At 73.3% G+C, this 15,153-nt stretch carries 8 protein-coding genes and 1 tRNA gene; 1 reads left to right on the forward strand and 8 read right to left on the reverse strand.

The features are described 5' to 3' along the window. The first annotated feature begins 169 nt into the window (after nucleotides 1-169). Nucleotides 170-1,990 carry a SpoIIE family protein phosphatase gene (locus ABZV94_RS02390; protein ID WP_356336311.1) on the forward strand — a complete coding sequence of 607 codons (1,821 nt, stop codon included), beginning with the start codon at nucleotides 170-172 and terminating at the stop codon, nucleotides 1,988-1,990. Nucleotides 1,991-2,005: 15 nt separating this feature from the next. Here ABZV94_RS02390 and ABZV94_RS02395 read toward each other — a convergent pair. The 8 genes from ABZV94_RS02395 to ABZV94_RS02430 all read right to left on the reverse strand — a co-directional run bounded on the left by ABZV94_RS02395 (nucleotide 2,006) and on the right by ABZV94_RS02430 (nucleotide 14,940). Beyond that, nucleotides 2,006-2,079, reverse strand: a tRNA-Thr gene (locus ABZV94_RS02395). Nucleotides 2,080-2,187: 108 nt separating this feature from the next. After that, entirely contained in the window at nucleotides 2,188-3,801 is a 1,614-nt protein-coding gene (locus ABZV94_RS02400; protein WP_356336313.1) for an alpha/beta hydrolase, read from the reverse strand. A gap of 188 nt (nucleotides 3,802-3,989) precedes the next feature. Beyond that, the gene (locus ABZV94_RS02405; protein WP_356336315.1) at nucleotides 3,990-5,195 is read right to left on the reverse strand and encodes a DNA polymerase III subunit delta'; all 1,206 of its coding nucleotides are present in this window, start codon (nucleotides 5,193-5,195) and stop codon (nucleotides 3,990-3,992) included. Between the two features lie 127 nt (nucleotides 5,196-5,322). After that, a complete protein-coding gene (tmk, locus tag ABZV94_RS02410; RefSeq protein ID WP_356336317.1) occupies nucleotides 5,323-8,682 on the reverse strand; it encodes a dTMP kinase in 3,360 nt (1,119 codons plus the stop codon). A gap of 130 nt (nucleotides 8,683-8,812) precedes the next feature. After that, nucleotides 8,813-11,668: a type I DNA topoisomerase gene (topA, locus tag ABZV94_RS02415; protein ID WP_356336319.1), complete on the reverse strand. Its 2,856-nt coding sequence runs from the start codon at nucleotides 11,666-11,668 to the stop codon at nucleotides 8,813-8,815. A 257-nt stretch (nucleotides 11,669-11,925) separates the two neighbouring features. Continuing rightward, nucleotides 11,926-12,123 (reverse strand): hypothetical protein, encoded by a 198-nt coding sequence (locus ABZV94_RS02420; RefSeq protein WP_356336321.1) that lies wholly within the window; start codon nucleotides 12,121-12,123, stop codon nucleotides 11,926-11,928. 402 nt (nucleotides 12,124-12,525) lie between these two features. After that, nucleotides 12,526-14,046, reverse strand: a complete 1,521-nt coding sequence (locus tag ABZV94_RS02425) for a class I SAM-dependent methyltransferase (RefSeq protein WP_356336323.1) — start codon at nucleotides 14,044-14,046, stop codon at nucleotides 12,526-12,528. A 282-nt stretch (nucleotides 14,047-14,328) separates the two neighbouring features. After that, nucleotides 14,329-14,940 carry a small secreted protein gene (locus ABZV94_RS02430; protein WP_356336325.1) on the reverse strand — a complete coding sequence of 204 codons (612 nt, stop codon included), beginning with the start codon at nucleotides 14,938-14,940 and terminating at the stop codon, nucleotides 14,329-14,331. Nucleotides 14,941-15,153 lie beyond the last annotated feature (213 nt).

Raw genomic sequence — 15,153 nt, forward strand, 5'->3', positions numbered from 1 at the left:
CGGACGCCGGTTCACTGTGCCGCGTCTTTGATCCAGTTTTGGCCCTTCGTTCCCCTGCGCGCTCCTTCGGCCGGCGGAGCAGACGGCGGGCGCGACGGCCGAGATGCGTCCGCTCGGCCGTCCCCACACGATGGAAAGGGCCCGACTGCCCGGACAGCTGGAGAAGACGGTGAATGCTGAACGACTCCCGCCGTCATGGCTCTTTCCCGAGGCCCAGGCCCAGGCCCAGGCCCAGGCGCCGAGAAGCCTGGCGACCGATCCGTTCCCGCCGTCCGTGGACGGCACCCGGATGTCCTGCGAGTGCGGCTTCCTCCGCGGGATCGTCGAGGGCACCTCCGCCCCCGTGGTCATCCTGGACCGGCATCTGCGCCACCTCTACGTCAACCCGGCCTGGTCCCGGGTCACCGGCGTGCCCGCCGCCGCCTTCCTCGGCAAGACCCTCGGCGAGGTCCTGCCGGACGTGCAGTCACCCGACGACGTGCTGATCGAGGTGCTCGCCGACGGCCGGCCCCGGGAGGTGACCCTGACCGGGACGACCCGCGTGCCGTCACCCGTGGGGCGAAGGCTCTGGCGTGCCGTCTTCCACCGGCTTCAGACGCAGGGGCGGGTCGTCGGCGTGTGCGGGATCGCCGTCGAGGTCAGCAACCTGCGCCAGTACCTGGACGACCTGGAGAACGCCCACCAGCGGCTCGCCCTCCTGGACGCCGCGGCCACCCGGGTCGGCACGACCCTCGACGTCGAGGCCACCTGCGCCGAACTCGCCGACTTCCTCGCGCCCTCGCTCGCCGACATCGCCGCGGTCGGGATCGTGGAGGAGGAGTTCTTCGGCGCGCCCCCGCCGCCCGCCGGCATGCTCCGCCTGCGCAAGATGAAGCTGACGGCACCGCCCGAACTGCAACGGCACCTGGGCGAGCCGGGCGGGAGCGAGCCGTATGTGGACCTCCCGCGCGGCTCGGCACCACGGCGGTGCATGGACAGCGGACGGCCGTGGCTGGGCAACCTGGCCTCCGACGAGCTGTTCCAGAAGGTCGTCGTGGACCCCGAGCGCGTGCGGATCCTCCGGGCGGCCGGGGTCCACTCGGTGCTCGTCGTCCCCCTTCCCACGGCCGGCCGCAGCGTCGGCATCGTCGTCCTGATGCGGTGGGGAGCGTCCCCGCCGTTCAGCGACGACGACGTCCTGACCGCGCAGGGCGTGGCCGCGCGGGCGGCGGTCTCCATCGACAGCGCCCACCGGTACAGCCACGAGCACACGATGACGCTGGAACTCCAGCGCGCCCTGCTCTCCGAGCCCGACAGCCCCCACCCCACGGTCGAGGTGGCCACCCGCTACCTGCCCTCCGGCCGCAGCGCGCTCGTCGGCGGCGACTGGTACGACTCCATCGCCCTCCCGGGCTGCCGCACCCTGCTGGTCATGGGCGACGTCATGGGACACGGCTTCCAGGCCGCGGTGGCCATGAGCCAGTACCGGTCCGTCCTGCGCACCGTCGCCGCCGCCGGGCTGCCGGTGGACGCCATGCTCACCGAGGCGGACCGCAGGGCGGCACGCATCGGCCTCGACCGCGCGGCCACCTGCCTGCTCGTCCTCGTCGACACCGAGGCCGGAACCTGTACCGCGGCCACGGCCGGACACCTGCCGCCCCTCGTGATCCGCCCGGGCGGCAGCACCGGCCTGATGCGGCTGCCGGCCGGTCCGCCCATCGGCACGGAACTCGGCGACTACGAGATGACAACGTTCGCATTCGAACCCGGCTCGGTGCTCCTGCTCTACACCGACGGCCTCGTGGAACAGCGCGGCGCGGACATCGACGACTCCGTACGCCGCCTCACCACCATGGCCCTGTCGCCCGACGACTCACTGGACCACCTGCTCGACACGCTCTTGACCCAGCTGACCAACGGGACCTGCGAGGACGACATCGCCCTCCTGGCCGCCCGCCTCCGCCCCATGAACCCCACCGGCAACCAAAAGGCCAGGTCATGGGGTACATGACCTGGCCTCTCACGGAGCCGCTTTCGGGATTCGAACCCGAGACCTACGCATTACGAGTGCGTTGCTCTGGCCATCTGAGCTAAAGCGGCGCGCTGCCCGCACCATGGTGCGATCGGCAACGTCGGTAAGTCTACACAGTTTCCGGGGGTGCTTCGCACCCACCCCGGAGGGGGTGGTTCCGGGGTGGGTGGCAGGGGCTACGAGCAGCGTTTCCCGGGGGTCGGCGGGGTGCCCCGGAGGAGGTAGGTGTCGATCGCCGTGTCGATGCAGGCGCTGCCCCGGCCGTACGCCGTGTGGCCGTCGCCGTCGTACGTCAGCAGGCGGGCCGAGGAGAGCTGGCCGGCCAGGGACCGGGCCCAGCGGTACGGCGTCGCCGGGTCGCGGACCGTGCCGACCACCACGATCGGCGCCGCCCCCTTCGCCTCGATGCGGTGCGGCTCACCCGTCGCCCGCACCGGCCAGTACGCGCAGTTCAGCGAGGCCCAGGCCAGGCCGGGGCCGAAGACCGGGGACGCCTTCTGGAACGCGGGCAGCGCCTTCTCGACGTCCCCCGGGCCGGAGAAGGCCGGCGGCAGGTCCAGGCAGTTCACGGCGGCGTTGGCCATCATCAGGTTGCTGTAGTGGCCGTTCGCGTCCCGCTCGTAGTAGCTGTCGGCGAGGGACAGCAGTCCGGCGCCGTCGTTCTCCCTCATCGCCGAGGTCAGCGACTCGCGCAGCTGCTCCCAGGACGCCTCGTCGTACATCGAGGCGATCACCCCGGTCGTGGCCAGCGACTCCCCCAGCTTGCGGCCGTCCGCGTCGCCCGCCGGGATGGGGTGGGCGTCCAGCTTGCGGAAGAACGCCTGGAGGTTGGCGCCGACCCGCGCGGGCGTCGTGCCCCTCCCGCCGAGCGGGCAGTCGGAGTGCCGCACGCAGTCCTTCGCGAACGCCTGGAACGCCGTCTCGAAGCCCGCCGTCTGGTCCAGGTTCAGCCTGCGGGCGTTCAGGGTCGGGTCCATCGCGCCGTCCAGGACCATCCGGCCGACCCGCCGGGGGAACAGCCCGGCGTACGTCGCCCCGAGGAACGTGCCGTACGACGCCCCGACGTAGGTGAGCTTCCGGTCCCCGAGCACCGCCCGCAGGATGTCCATGTCCCGGGCCGCCTCGACGGTGGAGACGTGCCGCAGCAGCCGTGCCGAGCGGGCCCCGCAGCTCTCCGCGAACTTCCGGTCCGCCGCGACCAGCGCGTCCCGTTCCCGCTGGTCGTCGGGGGTGAGGTCCGTCTGCGTGTACGCGTCCATCTGGCGCCCGTCGAGGCATTCGACGGGCTCGCTGCGGGCGACGCCCCGCGGGTCCATCGCGACCATGTCGTAGCGGGCCCGCACCTGGGCCGGGTAGCCGATGCCCGCGTACTGCTGGAGGTAGCCGATCGCCGAACCGCCCGGCCCTCCCGGGTTGACCAGCAGCGAACCGAGCGGCCTGCCCTTCCCGGTGGCCTTCTTGCGGGCGACGGCGAGCCGGACGGTGCCCGCGTCGGGCCGCGCGTAGTCCAGCGGGGCCTTCATCGTCGCGCACTGGAATCCGGGCACACCGCAGTCGCGCCAGCTCAGCCGTTGGCCGTAGTACGGGGTCAGCGCCGACGGCGTCGCACGCGGCAGCGCGGCCAGCGCCGCCTGAACCGTCCCGCCCGCCGGTGACGTGGCCGGGCTACCGGAGGAACAGGCGGACACGAGCAGTGCGGCGGCCGTGAGGAGGGTGGCTGTGAGGCGGGCCGTCGTCCGGGCGGGGGCGCCCCGGGTCCGGCGGGTGCGGGGGGATGGCCTGGTGTACATCCGGCGAGCCTAACCGTGTGCGACGGGATGTGTGCGGTGCGTGTCGTTTGTGGCCCTTACGAGGGACACGGCGGCCTTCTCACCGTAGCGACGTCCTGCTGTGCCGGCAGGCCGCCGTGCTTCCCTGCCCGGCCGCCGGTTACGGCCTCCTTCCGAGCGCGGCCCGGCGCTCTTACGGGCCCACGGCCTCAGCCCGCGCGCAGCGCCATCGTCATCGCCTCCACCGCCAGCAGCGGAGCCACGTTGCGGTCCAGCGCCTCGCGGCACGCGGCGATCGCCTCGATGCGGCGGAGAGTGGACTCCGGGCTGCCGGCCCGGGCCAGCCGCTCCAGGGCGTCCTCGGCGTCGGCGTTGGCGAGCGCCACGCGCGTGCCGAGCTGGAGGGCGAGCACGTCGCGGTAGAAGGCGGTGAGGTCGCCGAGGGCGACGTCGAGGCTGTCGCGCTGCGTCCGGGTTCTGCGGCGCTTCTGCATGTCCTCCAGGTCCTTCATCACCCCCGCCGTGCCGCGCGGCATCCGGCCGCCCTGGGCCGCGCCGAGGGCCGCCTTCAGCTCCTCGGTCTCCTTGCCGTCCATCTCCTCGGCGAGCTGCTTGGCGTCCTCGGCGGCCGCGTCGACCAGTTCCTGGGCGGCCCTGAGGCAGGCGCCGACCTCGTCCAGCCGCAGCGGGAGCTTCAGCACGGCGGCCCGGCGCTCGCGGGCCGCCGGGTCGGTGGCCAGGCGGCGGGCCCGGTCGACGTGCCCCTGGGTGGCGCGGGCGACGGACGCGGCGACCTCGGGCTCGATGCCGTCGCGCCGCATGAGCATGTCGGCGACCGCCTCGACGGACGGCGTGCGCAGGTTCAGGTGGCGGCAGCGGGAGCGGATGGTCGGCAGGACGTCCTCGATGGAGGGGGCGCACAGCAGCCAGACGGTGCGCGGGGCGGGCTCCTCCACCGCCTTGAGGACCGCGTTGGCCGACTTCTCGTTCAGCCGCTCGGCGTCCTCGACCAGGATGATCTGCCAGCGGCCGTTCGCCGGGGAGGTGAACGACTTGCGGACCGTGTCCCGCATGTCCTTCACCAGGATCTCGGAGCCGACCGCGGCGACCGTCGTGACGTCCGCGTGGGTGCCGAGCAGCGCGGTGTGGCAGCCGTCGCAGAAGCCGCAGCCGGGGGCGCCGCCGAGCGCGCGGTCGGGGCTCACGCACTGCAGCGCGGCGGCGAAGGCCCTGGCCACCTGGTTACGGCCCGCGCCGGGCGGGCCGGTGAAGAGCCAGGCGTGGGTCATCTTCGACGCCTCGGGCAGCGGCTGGTCCGCCGCGGCGGCCGTGACGAGGGCGTCGGCGTCCCGCGCGGCGGCGTCGAGCACCGCGCTCACCTTCTCCTGCCCGACGAGGTCGTCCCACACGGTCATGGGTCACGCCGCCCTTCCGTCACACTCCGCGTTCCGGGATCCATTGTGCGGGTGGGCACTGACAACGGGAGCGGGCGGAGCCCCGCCGGGGCCGGCCGACGGCACGGCGGGGTGACCCCGCGTGCCGTCAGCCGCGCCGGCCCCGGCCGCGTCCCTTGCGGCCCTGGTCCTCGCCGTCGCCCCGGTCGCCGTACTGCCCCTCCTCGTACGAACCCAGCAGCTCGTCGGCGAGCGAGGGCAGGTCGTCCAGCGGGGTCTCCTCGGCCCAGTCGGGGCGCGGACGGCGACGAGGCGTGCCGTCGGCGTCGGCGTCGATCCGAGGCATCTCCCGCGTGCGCGGCTCGGAGCCGTCGGGGCCGGCGACGGACCGCTCGTCCCGGAAGAAGCCGGGCGGCACCCGGTCCGCCGGGTCGCTGTCCCGCACGGGCGGCAGCACCGCGGTCTCGTCCGCCGCACCCGGAGCCACCGACGGCAGTTCGGCCGTCTCGTCCGCCGCGCCCGGCGTCACCCGCGGCAGCACCGCGGTCTCGTCGGCCGGCCCGGTGGCCGCCGGCGGCTGCGGCAGCTCGGCGGTCACCTCGGAGTCGGGGTGGGCACCCCGGCTGTCGCGGGCGGCACCCTCCTCACGCACCGGACGCAGCACCGTCGTCTCGTCGTCCGTGCCCCGCGTGTCCGTCCCGCGCGCGGCCGCCTCCGGCGACACCACCGGCGTGGGGACGGTCTCCTCAACGCCCCGGGGCGCTGCCGGTGACGACGGCACCACCGGCGTCGGGACCGTGGCCGCGTCCGGGACCACCCCCGGCGCCGTGGGCAGGGGAGTGCTGGGCCTGCGGGCCGCCGCGTCGGCCGCCGCAGCGGCCTCGGCGGCCTGCCGGCGGGCCTCCTCCGCGCGCAGCAGCGCCTCCTCGGCCTTGCGCTGCGCCTCCAGGCGCCGGGCCTCCTCCTCGGCACGCAGCCGGGCCTGCCGGGCCTCTTCCTCGGCGCGCCGACGGGCCTCCTCCTCGGCCTGCTTGCGGCGCCGCTCCTCCTCGGCCCTGCGGCGGGCCTCCTCCTCGGCGCGCGCCTTCTCCTCGGCGAGCAGCCGCTGCCGCTCCTCCTCCGCGCGCCGGCGGGCCTCCTCGGCCCGCTGCCGGGCCTCCTCCGCCTGCCGTTCGGCCTCGCGCCGCTGCGCCTCCTCCAGCTCGCGCCGCTTGCGCTCCTCCTCCTCGGCGCGCAGCTTGGCCAGCTGCTCCTGGCGCTCGCGCTCCAGGCGCTCCTCCTCGGCCTTGCGGGCGGCCTCTTCCTCGGCCTTGCGGCGGGCTTCCTCCTCGGCCTTCCTGCGGGCCTCCTCCTGGGCCTTGATCTCGGCCTCGGACAGCGGCAGCACCATGTCCAGCCGGTGCCGGATCACGGTGGTGACGGCCTCGGGCTCCTGGCCGGCGTCCACGACCAGGTAGCGGCCGGGGTCGGAGGCGGCCAGCGTGAGGAATCCGGCCCGCACGCGCGCGTGGAACTCCGCCGGCTCCGACTCCAGCCGGTCCGGCGCCTCGGTGAACCGCTCGCGGGCGGTCTCCGGGGAGACGTCCAGCAGGACGGTGAGGTGCGGGACGAGACCGTTGGTGGCCCAGCGGTTGATGCGGGCGATCTCGGTCGGGGACAGGTCGCGGCCGGCGCCCTGGTAGGCGACGGAGGAGTCGATGTAGCGGTCGGTGATCACCACCGCGCCACGCTCCAGGGCGGGACGCACGACCGTGTCGACGTGCTCGGCGCGGTCGGCGGCGTACAGCAGCGCCTCCGCGCGGTGGGACAGGCCCGCCGAGGAGACGTCCAGCAGGATGGAGCGCAGCCGCTTGCCCACCGGGGTGGCACCGGGCTCGCGGGTGAGCACCACCTCGTGGCCCTTGGCGCGGATCCACTCGGCGAGCGCCTCGGCCTGGGTGGACTTGCCGGCGCCGTCGCCGCCCTCCAGGGCGATGAAGAAGCCGTTGGCCGCCGGGGCGGTGACCGGGTCGTCGCCGCCCAGCAGAGCGTCCTTGAGGTCCTGGCGCAGCGGCACACCGGAGCGGTCGTCGACCTTGGCGAGCACGAGCGCGGCCACCGGCAGCAGCAGCGCGCCGACCAGCATCAGGGTGAAGGCGGCGCCGCCGTGCGCGAAGACGAACTTGCCGTTCTCCAGCCGGTGCGGGCCGATCAGGGCCGCGACCAGGGGCGCGATCACGGCGCCGAGCGCTATGAAGACGCGGACCACGGCGTGCAGGTGCTCGGTGGTGCGCGCCCGGCGGGAGTCCTCGGTCTCCTGGTCGAGCAGGGTGTGCCCGGTGTTGGCGGCCACGCCCGCGCCGACGCCGGCCAGCGTGACGATCAGCAGGACCGTGGTGACGTCCGGGACCAGCCCGGCGGCCAGCAGCGCGATGCCGGTGACGGCGATGGCCAGGGCCAGCAGACGGCGGCGGGAGAGCGAGGGCAGCAGCGCCGGGGCGGTGCGGATGCCGACGGCGACACCGCCGGTCAGGCCCAGGACCAGCAGGCCGTACAGCACGGGGCCGCCGCCGAGGTCCTTGGCGTGCAGCACGCACACCGCGACGGCCGCCGCGATGGCGCCGGCGACTCCGGCACAGGCCGGGACGAGCAGCGGAATGGCGCCCGTGCGGCCCTTGTCGACGCCGGTGCCGGTGCGCGGGCGGCGCAGGCCCTCCAGCGGGGACCGCGCGCGGGGGGTGCGCGTGTCGGACAGCTCCAGATAGGTCAGCACGGACAGCGAGGCGGCGAACAGGCCCGCCGCCACGTACGACCCGAGGGCCGCCTGGTGCTGGTCGAACCAGGCGACGCCGGTGCCCAGCAGGTTGTTCAGCAGCGCGGCGACGACCAGGGCGGCGGCGGCCAGCGGGACGCCCAGGAACGTCGTCCGCAGCGACAGGCGGCGCAGGGCGTCCAGGTGGTCCGGCAGCGGTCGTACCGTCGCGCCCTCCGGCGGCGGGGCCGGCAGCAGGGCGGGGGCGGCGCTCTCCCGGCACACCGTCCACAGCCGCTCGGCGACGCCGGTGACGAAGGCGGTGACCAGCAGGGCGGCCAGCGCGTTGTCCGGCGTCCAGTCGATCCACAGGGGCGCGACGATCAGCAGCGCCGCACGCACGCCGTCGGCGCCGACCATGGTCCAGCGGCGGTCGAGCGGGCCCTCCTGGGCGGTGAGCGAGGTCAGCGGACCGAGGAGCACGGCGCCGAAGAGCAGCGCGGCGAGGACGCGTGCGGCGAAGACCGTCGCCACTGCGAACGCCACGCCTCGGTAGCCGCCGCCGAAGGCTCCCTCGGCGATCGCCGACTGGAGGACCAGGAGGACGAGGACGAGGAGGGACAGGGTATCGCCGACACCGCTCACCAGCTGCGCGCTCCACAGGCGCCTCAGCTGCGGTCGGCGCAGCAGGGAACGGACGGCGCGCTCGCGGGAGTCCGCGACCAGGGCGTCGTCCGGTGCTGTGGGGTGGGCCGTCGGCTGCTCGGCTCGCGTCATGCGTTCAGCCTATCCGCAGCCGCCGACACCACACCTCGCGTGTCCGGGGACGCGCGCGCCCCGGCACCGAAGGGGTGCCGGGGCGTTCGTTTCGCGAACCGGGAGCGGAAGCCGCCGATCCGACGGGGTGTCAGTCCTCCGCGCCGGAAGCCGTCGCCTTGGAGGCCGTGGCCTTCTTGGCGGTGGCCTTCTTCGCGGTCGTCTTCTTCGCGGCGGCCGTCGTCTTCTTCGCGGCCGTCTTCTTGGCGGCGGTCTTCTTCGCCGGGGCGGTCTTCTTCGCCGCCGCCTTCTTCGCGGTCTTCTTGGCGGGCCCCTTCGCGCGCTTCTCGGCGAGCAGCTCGAAACCACGCTCAGGAGTGATCGTTTCGACACTGTCGCCGGAGCGCAGGGTCGCGTTGGTCTCGCCGTCGGTGACGTACGGGCCGAAGCGGCCGTCCTTGACCACGACCGGCTTGCCGGAGACCGGGTCCTCGCCCAGCTCCTTCAGCGGCGGCTTGGCGGCGGCCCGGCCACGCTGCTTCGGCTGGGCGTAGATCGCCTGCGCCTCCTCCAGCGTGATCGTGAAGATCTGGTCCTCGGACTGCAGCGAGCGCGAGTCCGTGCCCTTCTTCAGGTACGGGCCGTAGCGGCCGTTCTGCGCGGTGATCTCCTGGCCGTCCGCGTCGGTGCCGACGACGCGCGGCAGCGACATCAGCTTCAGCGCGTCCTCCAGCGTCACCGTGTCGAGTGACATGGACTTGAAGAGCGAGGCCGTACGCGGCTTGACCGCGTTCTTGCCGGTCTTCGGGGTGCCCTCGGGGAGGACCTCCGTGACGTACGGGCCGTAGCGGCCGGCCTTGGCGACGATCGTGTGGCCGGTGGCCGGGTCGGTGCCCAGCTCGAAGTCGCCGCTGGGCTTGGCCAGCAGCTCCTCGGCCAGCTCGACGGTCAGCTCGTCGGGTGCCAGGTCGTCCGGGATGTCGGCGCGCTGGTGCTGCTCGGTGTCCTTCTCGCCGCGCTCGATGTACGGGCCGTAGCGTCCGACGCGGAGCACGATGCCGTTGCCCACCGGGAACGACGACACCTCGCGCGCGTCGATGGCGCCCAGGTCGGTCACCAGCTCCTTGAGGCCCCCGAGGTGGTCGCCGTCGCCGTTGCCGGCGTCGGCCGCGCTGCCGTGGCCCGCCGCGGCGGAGCCGCTGTCGGACAGGGTCTCGCCGAAGTAGAAGCGCTTCAGCCACGGCACGGCCTTGGCCTCACCCGCCGCGATGCGGTCGAGGTCGTCCTCCATCTTGGCCGTGAAGTCGTAGTCGACGAGCCGCCCGAAGTGCTTCTCCAGCAGGTTCACCACGGCGAACGACAGGAAGGACGGCACGAGGGCCGTGCCCTTCTTGAAGACGTAGCCGCGGTCCAGGATCGTGCCGATGATCGACGCGTACGTCGACGGGCGGCCGATCTCGCGCTCTTCCAGCTCCTTGACCAGGGAGGCCTCGGTGTAGCGGGCCGGGGGCTTGGTGGCGTGCCCATCGACCGTGATCTCCTCGGCGGACAGCGCGTCGCCCTCGGCGACCTGCGGCAGCCGGCGCTCGCGGTCGTCCAGCTCGGCGTTGGGGTCGTCGGCACCCTCGACGTAGGCCTTCAGGAAGCCGTGGAAGGTGATCGTCTTGCCGGAGGCGCTGAACTCGACGTCCCGCCCGTCGGCGGCGGTGCCGCCGATCTTCACGGTCACGCTGTTGCCGGTCGCGTCCTTCATCTGGGAGGCGACGGTCCGCTTCCAGATCAGCTCGTACAGCTTGAACTGGTCGCCGGTCAGGCCGGTCTCCGCGGGCGTGCGGAAACGATCACCCGACGGGCGGATCGCCTCGTGCGCCTCCTGGGCGTTCTTGACCTTGGCGGCGTACGTGCGCGGCTGCGGCGGCAGGTAGTCGGCGCCGTACAGCTGCGTGACCTGGGCGCGGGCCGCGTTGATCGCCGTGTCGCTCAGCGTCGTGGAGTCCGTACGCATGTACGTGATGTAGCCGTTCTCGTACAGCTTCTGCGCGATCTGCATGGTCGCCTTCGCGCCGAAGCCGAGCTTGCGGCTGGCCTCCTGCTGCAGCGTCGTCGTACGGAACGGGGCGTACGGCGAGCGGCGGTACGGCTTGGACTCGACGGACCGCACGGAGAAGCGGGTGTTCTCCAGGGCGGCGGCGAGGGCACGGGCGGTCGCCTCGTCCAGGTGAAGGGTGTTCTCGCTCTTGAGCTGTCCCAGGGAGTCGAAGTCGCGGCCCTGCGCCACCCGCCGGCCGTCGACGGTCTGGAGTCGGGCGACCAGCGACGACGGGTCCGACGGATCCCCCGCGCGGCCGGTCGCGAAGGTGCCCGTCAGGTCCCAGTACTCGGCGGAACGGAAAGCGATGCGCTCGCGTTCCCGCTCGACGACGAGTCGCGTGGCGACGGACTGCACGCGGCCGGCCGACAGCCGGGGCATGACCTTCTTCCACAGCACCGGCGAGACCTCGTAGCCGTAGAGGCGGTCGAGGATGCGGCGGGTCTCCTGGGCGTCGACCAGCTTCTGGTTGAGCTGGCGCGGGTTGGCGACGGCCTCGCGGATCGCGTCCTTGGTGATCTCGTGGAACACCATGCGCTTGACCGGGATCTTCGGCTTCAGGACCTCCTGGAGGTGCCAGGCGATCGCCTCGCCCTCCCGGTCCTCGTCAGTGGCGAGGAACAGCTCGTCGGACTCCTTCAGGAGGTCCTTGAGCTTCTTGACCTGGGCCTTCTTGTCCGCGTTGATCACATAGATCGGCTGGAAGTCATGGTCTACGTCCACACCGAGGCGACGGACCTCGCCGGTGTACTTCTCGGGCACCTCCGCGGCGCCGTTGGGAAGGTCGCGGATGTGCCCGACGCTCGCCTCGACGATGTAACCGGGGCCGAGGTAGCCCTTGATCGTCTTCGCCTTGGCAGGCGACTCGACGATGACGAGTCGGCGACCGCCCTGTGCGGTCTCGCTGGTCGGGGACAACTTCGCTCTTCTCTCCGGTCGACGCTGGGGCCTCCCCAGGCCTTGGTCCCGGGGTCGCGGCGTACTGCTGGCTCGTGTGACGCTGCGGAGTGTGACGCTACATCCCGCCCCCGTGTCAAACGGGAAAAGCCCACAACGGCCACTCGAACGGTAACCCGACTACCGCCATTCCTGCCGCCCGGACTGCCCGGTCACCCCGGCGACCCTGTCCGGAGCGTGACGCTCCCCTTACGCCGCGGACAGGGTCCGGACCCGTCTCAGAGCCGGGTCAGGCAGTACACGCCGAGGGTCAGCGCGGCCGCCCCGGCCACGCTCGCGACGGCGGCGGATGCGACCCGACTCACACCGAGGGCCACCGCTTCCCGGCGCCGGACGCGGGCGCCGGTCCACGCCAGCAGACCGGCTCCGAACAGGGCGAACACCACTCCCGCGAAGATCGCCGGCCCTCGCTCCATCACCCGCTCGCCCCTTCCCCGCCATCAGCCGTGCCCAGCGCCGGGAGGGTGGCACGCGCGGGAGGCGGGCGGGCGACATCGGCGTGAACGGAAGGCCTCGACACATTCGAACGCACACTCGATTCGAGGCGGTCGAACCCCGCGCCGATATTTTTCCGGCCGTTTTTCCGGAAACGGCTCGCCGCCCGCCCCGGCGGGCAATCTCGCCGGGCCCGTGCCCCCGGCATACGTCGATGGGCGCGCGGCGATCGTGAAGATGATCCGACCGCGCCTACGACGGCACGGGCACCCGGCGTACGGCACCTGCCCGGCACCGCTCCTCGCCCGGCCCCTCCCCCGGCGCCGCGGGCCCGCTCCCGGGGCCGCTCTCGCCCCGCACGCGCCGGCCCCGCACGCGCCGGCTCAGTCCGCCGGCTCCAGGAAGCCCTGCTCCACCAGCAGGCGGATCTGCGCGGGCGTGCGGTCGCGGAGCACCACCGGGTCCTCGCCGACGAGCTGCGCGATGGCGTCCAGGATGCGGCCCGCGCTCAGCGTGCCGTCGCACACCCCCGCGAACCCGGCGCCCACCGTGTCCACCTTCGTCGCCCGGCGCATCCCGCGGTGCTGGCGCAGCACCACATGCTCCGGGTCCTCGGCGCCGGGCAGCCCGACCTGCTCCTGGACCACCTCGGGGACGAGCTTGAAACGGCTGTCCAGCAGCGCCGCGTCGTCATGCTGCCGGAGGTAGTCGAGCCGTTCGAAGTGCGCCCGGATCGTCTCCCCGAGCGGCTGCTCGACCGGGTGCGGCCACTCCTCCACGGTGACGACGGGCTCGGCGGACCCCGTCCTGCGCAGGGTGATCCAGCCGAAGCCGACCGCCCTGACCTTGCGCGCCTCGAACTCGTCGAGCCAGGCGTCGTACCGCGCCTGGTACTCCGCCGGGTCACCGCGGTGGTCACCGGCGTCCCTCAGCCACAGCTCGGCGTACTGCGTGACGTCCTGCACCTCGCGCTGCACGATCCAGGCGTCGCACCCGCGCGGCACCCACGACCTGAGTCTGTCCTGCCAGTCCTCCCCCGCGACGTGCTGCCAGTTGGCGAGGAACTGCGCGAACCCGCCCTCGTTCAGCCGTTCCCCCGCCTCCTGAACGAGCGAGCGGCACAGATCGTCCCCGCCCATGCCACCGTCCCGGTACGTCAGCCGGGCGCGCGGGGAGATCACGAACGGCGGGTTGGAGACGATCAGGTCGAAGGTCTCGTCGTCCCGGACCGGTTCGAACAGCGAGCCCTCGCGCAGGTCCGCGGCGGGCGCCCCGGAGAGTGCCAGCGTGAGCGCCGTGATGTGCAGCGCGCGCGGGTTGAGGTCGGTCGCCGTCACGCGCGTGGCGTGCTGCGCGGCGTGCAGCGCCTGGATGCCGGACCCGGTGCCGAGGTCCAGGGCGGCGGCGACGGGGGTGCGCACGGTGATGCCGGCGAGGGTCGTCGAGGCTCCGCCGACGCCCAGGACGACGCCCTCGTCACGCTGTCCGATGCCGCCGGCCCCGCCGACCGCGCAGCCGAGGTCGGAGACGATGAACCAGTCCTCGCCGCCGGGGCCGCCGTACGGCCGCACGTCCACGGTCGCGGCCACCTCGTCGCCGCCCACGCGCCTGAGCCAGCCGGCCTCCAGCGCCTCCTCGACCGGCAGAACGGCCGCCACACGCGCGTGGGGCACCGGTTGCTGGAGCAGGAACAGCCGTACGAGCGTCTCCAGCGGCGTGTCGCCACGGGTCGCGCGGAGAGCGGGCACGGTCTCGCTGCGGGCCAGCGCCGCGTAGGCGGGCGCGCCGAGCAGGTCGAGCAGCCCGTCGGCGGTGAAGGAGGCGGCCAGCAGCGCGTCCCTCAGGCGCGCGGCGATGTCGGGCCGGTCGGAAGCGGGCAGGGGAGCGGGTCCGGAGTCAGTCACGCCCCCATTGTGGCCCGCGACAGCCGCCCTGGACCGACTCGCGGCGACTGCCGACGGCGGTTCGGGCGACTGAGCGGTTCGGCTGGCGGGGGCTGCCCCGGATCGGCTCGGGGCGACTGACCGGTTCGGCTGGCGGAGGCTGCCCCGATCGGCTCGGGGCGACTGCCAGAGCCGACCTCGCGCCGGTCGTAGGCCGACGTCAGCTCTGCATCCGCAGGTCAGCCGGCGCGCCTCAGCGGCGTCAGCAGGCCCTCCCGCACGTCGGCCGGCCACCGCCGCACGTCAGCCTGCCGTCGTCGACGCCGTCGGCTGTGCGGAGCCGGACGCGGTGACCTTGCAGCTGGGCTGTTCGGCCATCGCCTCCTTGACGTCGCCCTTCTCCAGTCGCTTCAGCGCCTCCGTGCCGCTGTCGCTCTGCTTGCCGACCTCCTTGGTCTGCAGGGCGACCTCCTTCAGGCCCTTGGCGAACTTCCCCTGGTCCTTGGTGTTGAGGCCGTCGACCTTCTTCTTCAGGTCGGCGTACGACGTGGACAGGCCGGCGAGGTTCTTGGCCGCGTCCTGCTGGAGCCTGGCACCGCCGTCGATCCCGGGGGGCGCTCCGGCGCTGTCGAGGGCGTCGGCGAGCGCCTTGTAGCCCTCGGCCATGTCCTGGAAGGCCTGCGCGTACGTCTTCTGGGCGTCCTTGGGCGGGAGGTTGGTGTCCGTGGCGATGGCCGCGATCGAAGCGTTGGCCGACCTGATCTTCGCGTCCTGTGCGGGCACCGCGTCGCACACCGTCTTGGCCCAGGACACCAGCTTGGGGTCGGGCCCCTTGTCACCGCTGCCGCTGCACCCGGACACCGCCACCACCAGTACCGCACCGCCGGACAGTGCGGCCGCGAGCTTCTTGTTCACCGGATTGGTCCCTTCCATGGCTCTCGGCCCCCGGAATCTACACGGCGGACGCACTCCCTCCCCTTGCCGGGTGAGGCATAAGTCAGGTTTTGTGATCTTTCGCGCCATGGGAGAGAAGGCTCACGACGTGGGCGAGCCCACAGACGACGAGCGGGCGGGCGGCGTGTGCTGACGCCGCCCGCCCGCTCGTCGAGCAGGGCCTTCCCGTCTCGG

The organism is Streptomyces sp. NPDC004658, from assembly GCF_040609555.1.
Taxonomy (GTDB): Bacteria; Actinomycetota; Actinomycetes; order Streptomycetales; family Streptomycetaceae; genus Streptomyces.

Excerpts from the sequence above, each read along its gene's own strand:
- ABZV94_RS02400 (WP_356336313.1), bottom strand. The coding sequence starts at position 3,801 with ATGTACACCAGGCCATCCCCCCGCACCCGCCGGACCCGGGGCGCCCCC.
- ABZV94_RS02405 (WP_356336315.1), bottom strand. The coding sequence starts at position 5,195 with ATGACCGTGTGGGACGACCTCGTCGGGCAGGAGAAGGTGAGCGCGGTG.
- tmk (WP_356336317.1), bottom strand. The coding sequence starts at position 8,682 with ATGACGCGAGCCGAGCAGCCGACGGCCCACCCCACAGCACCGGACGAC.
- ABZV94_RS02420 (WP_356336321.1), bottom strand. The coding sequence starts at position 12,123 with ATGGAGCGAGGGCCGGCGATCTTCGCGGGAGTGGTGTTCGCCCTGTTC.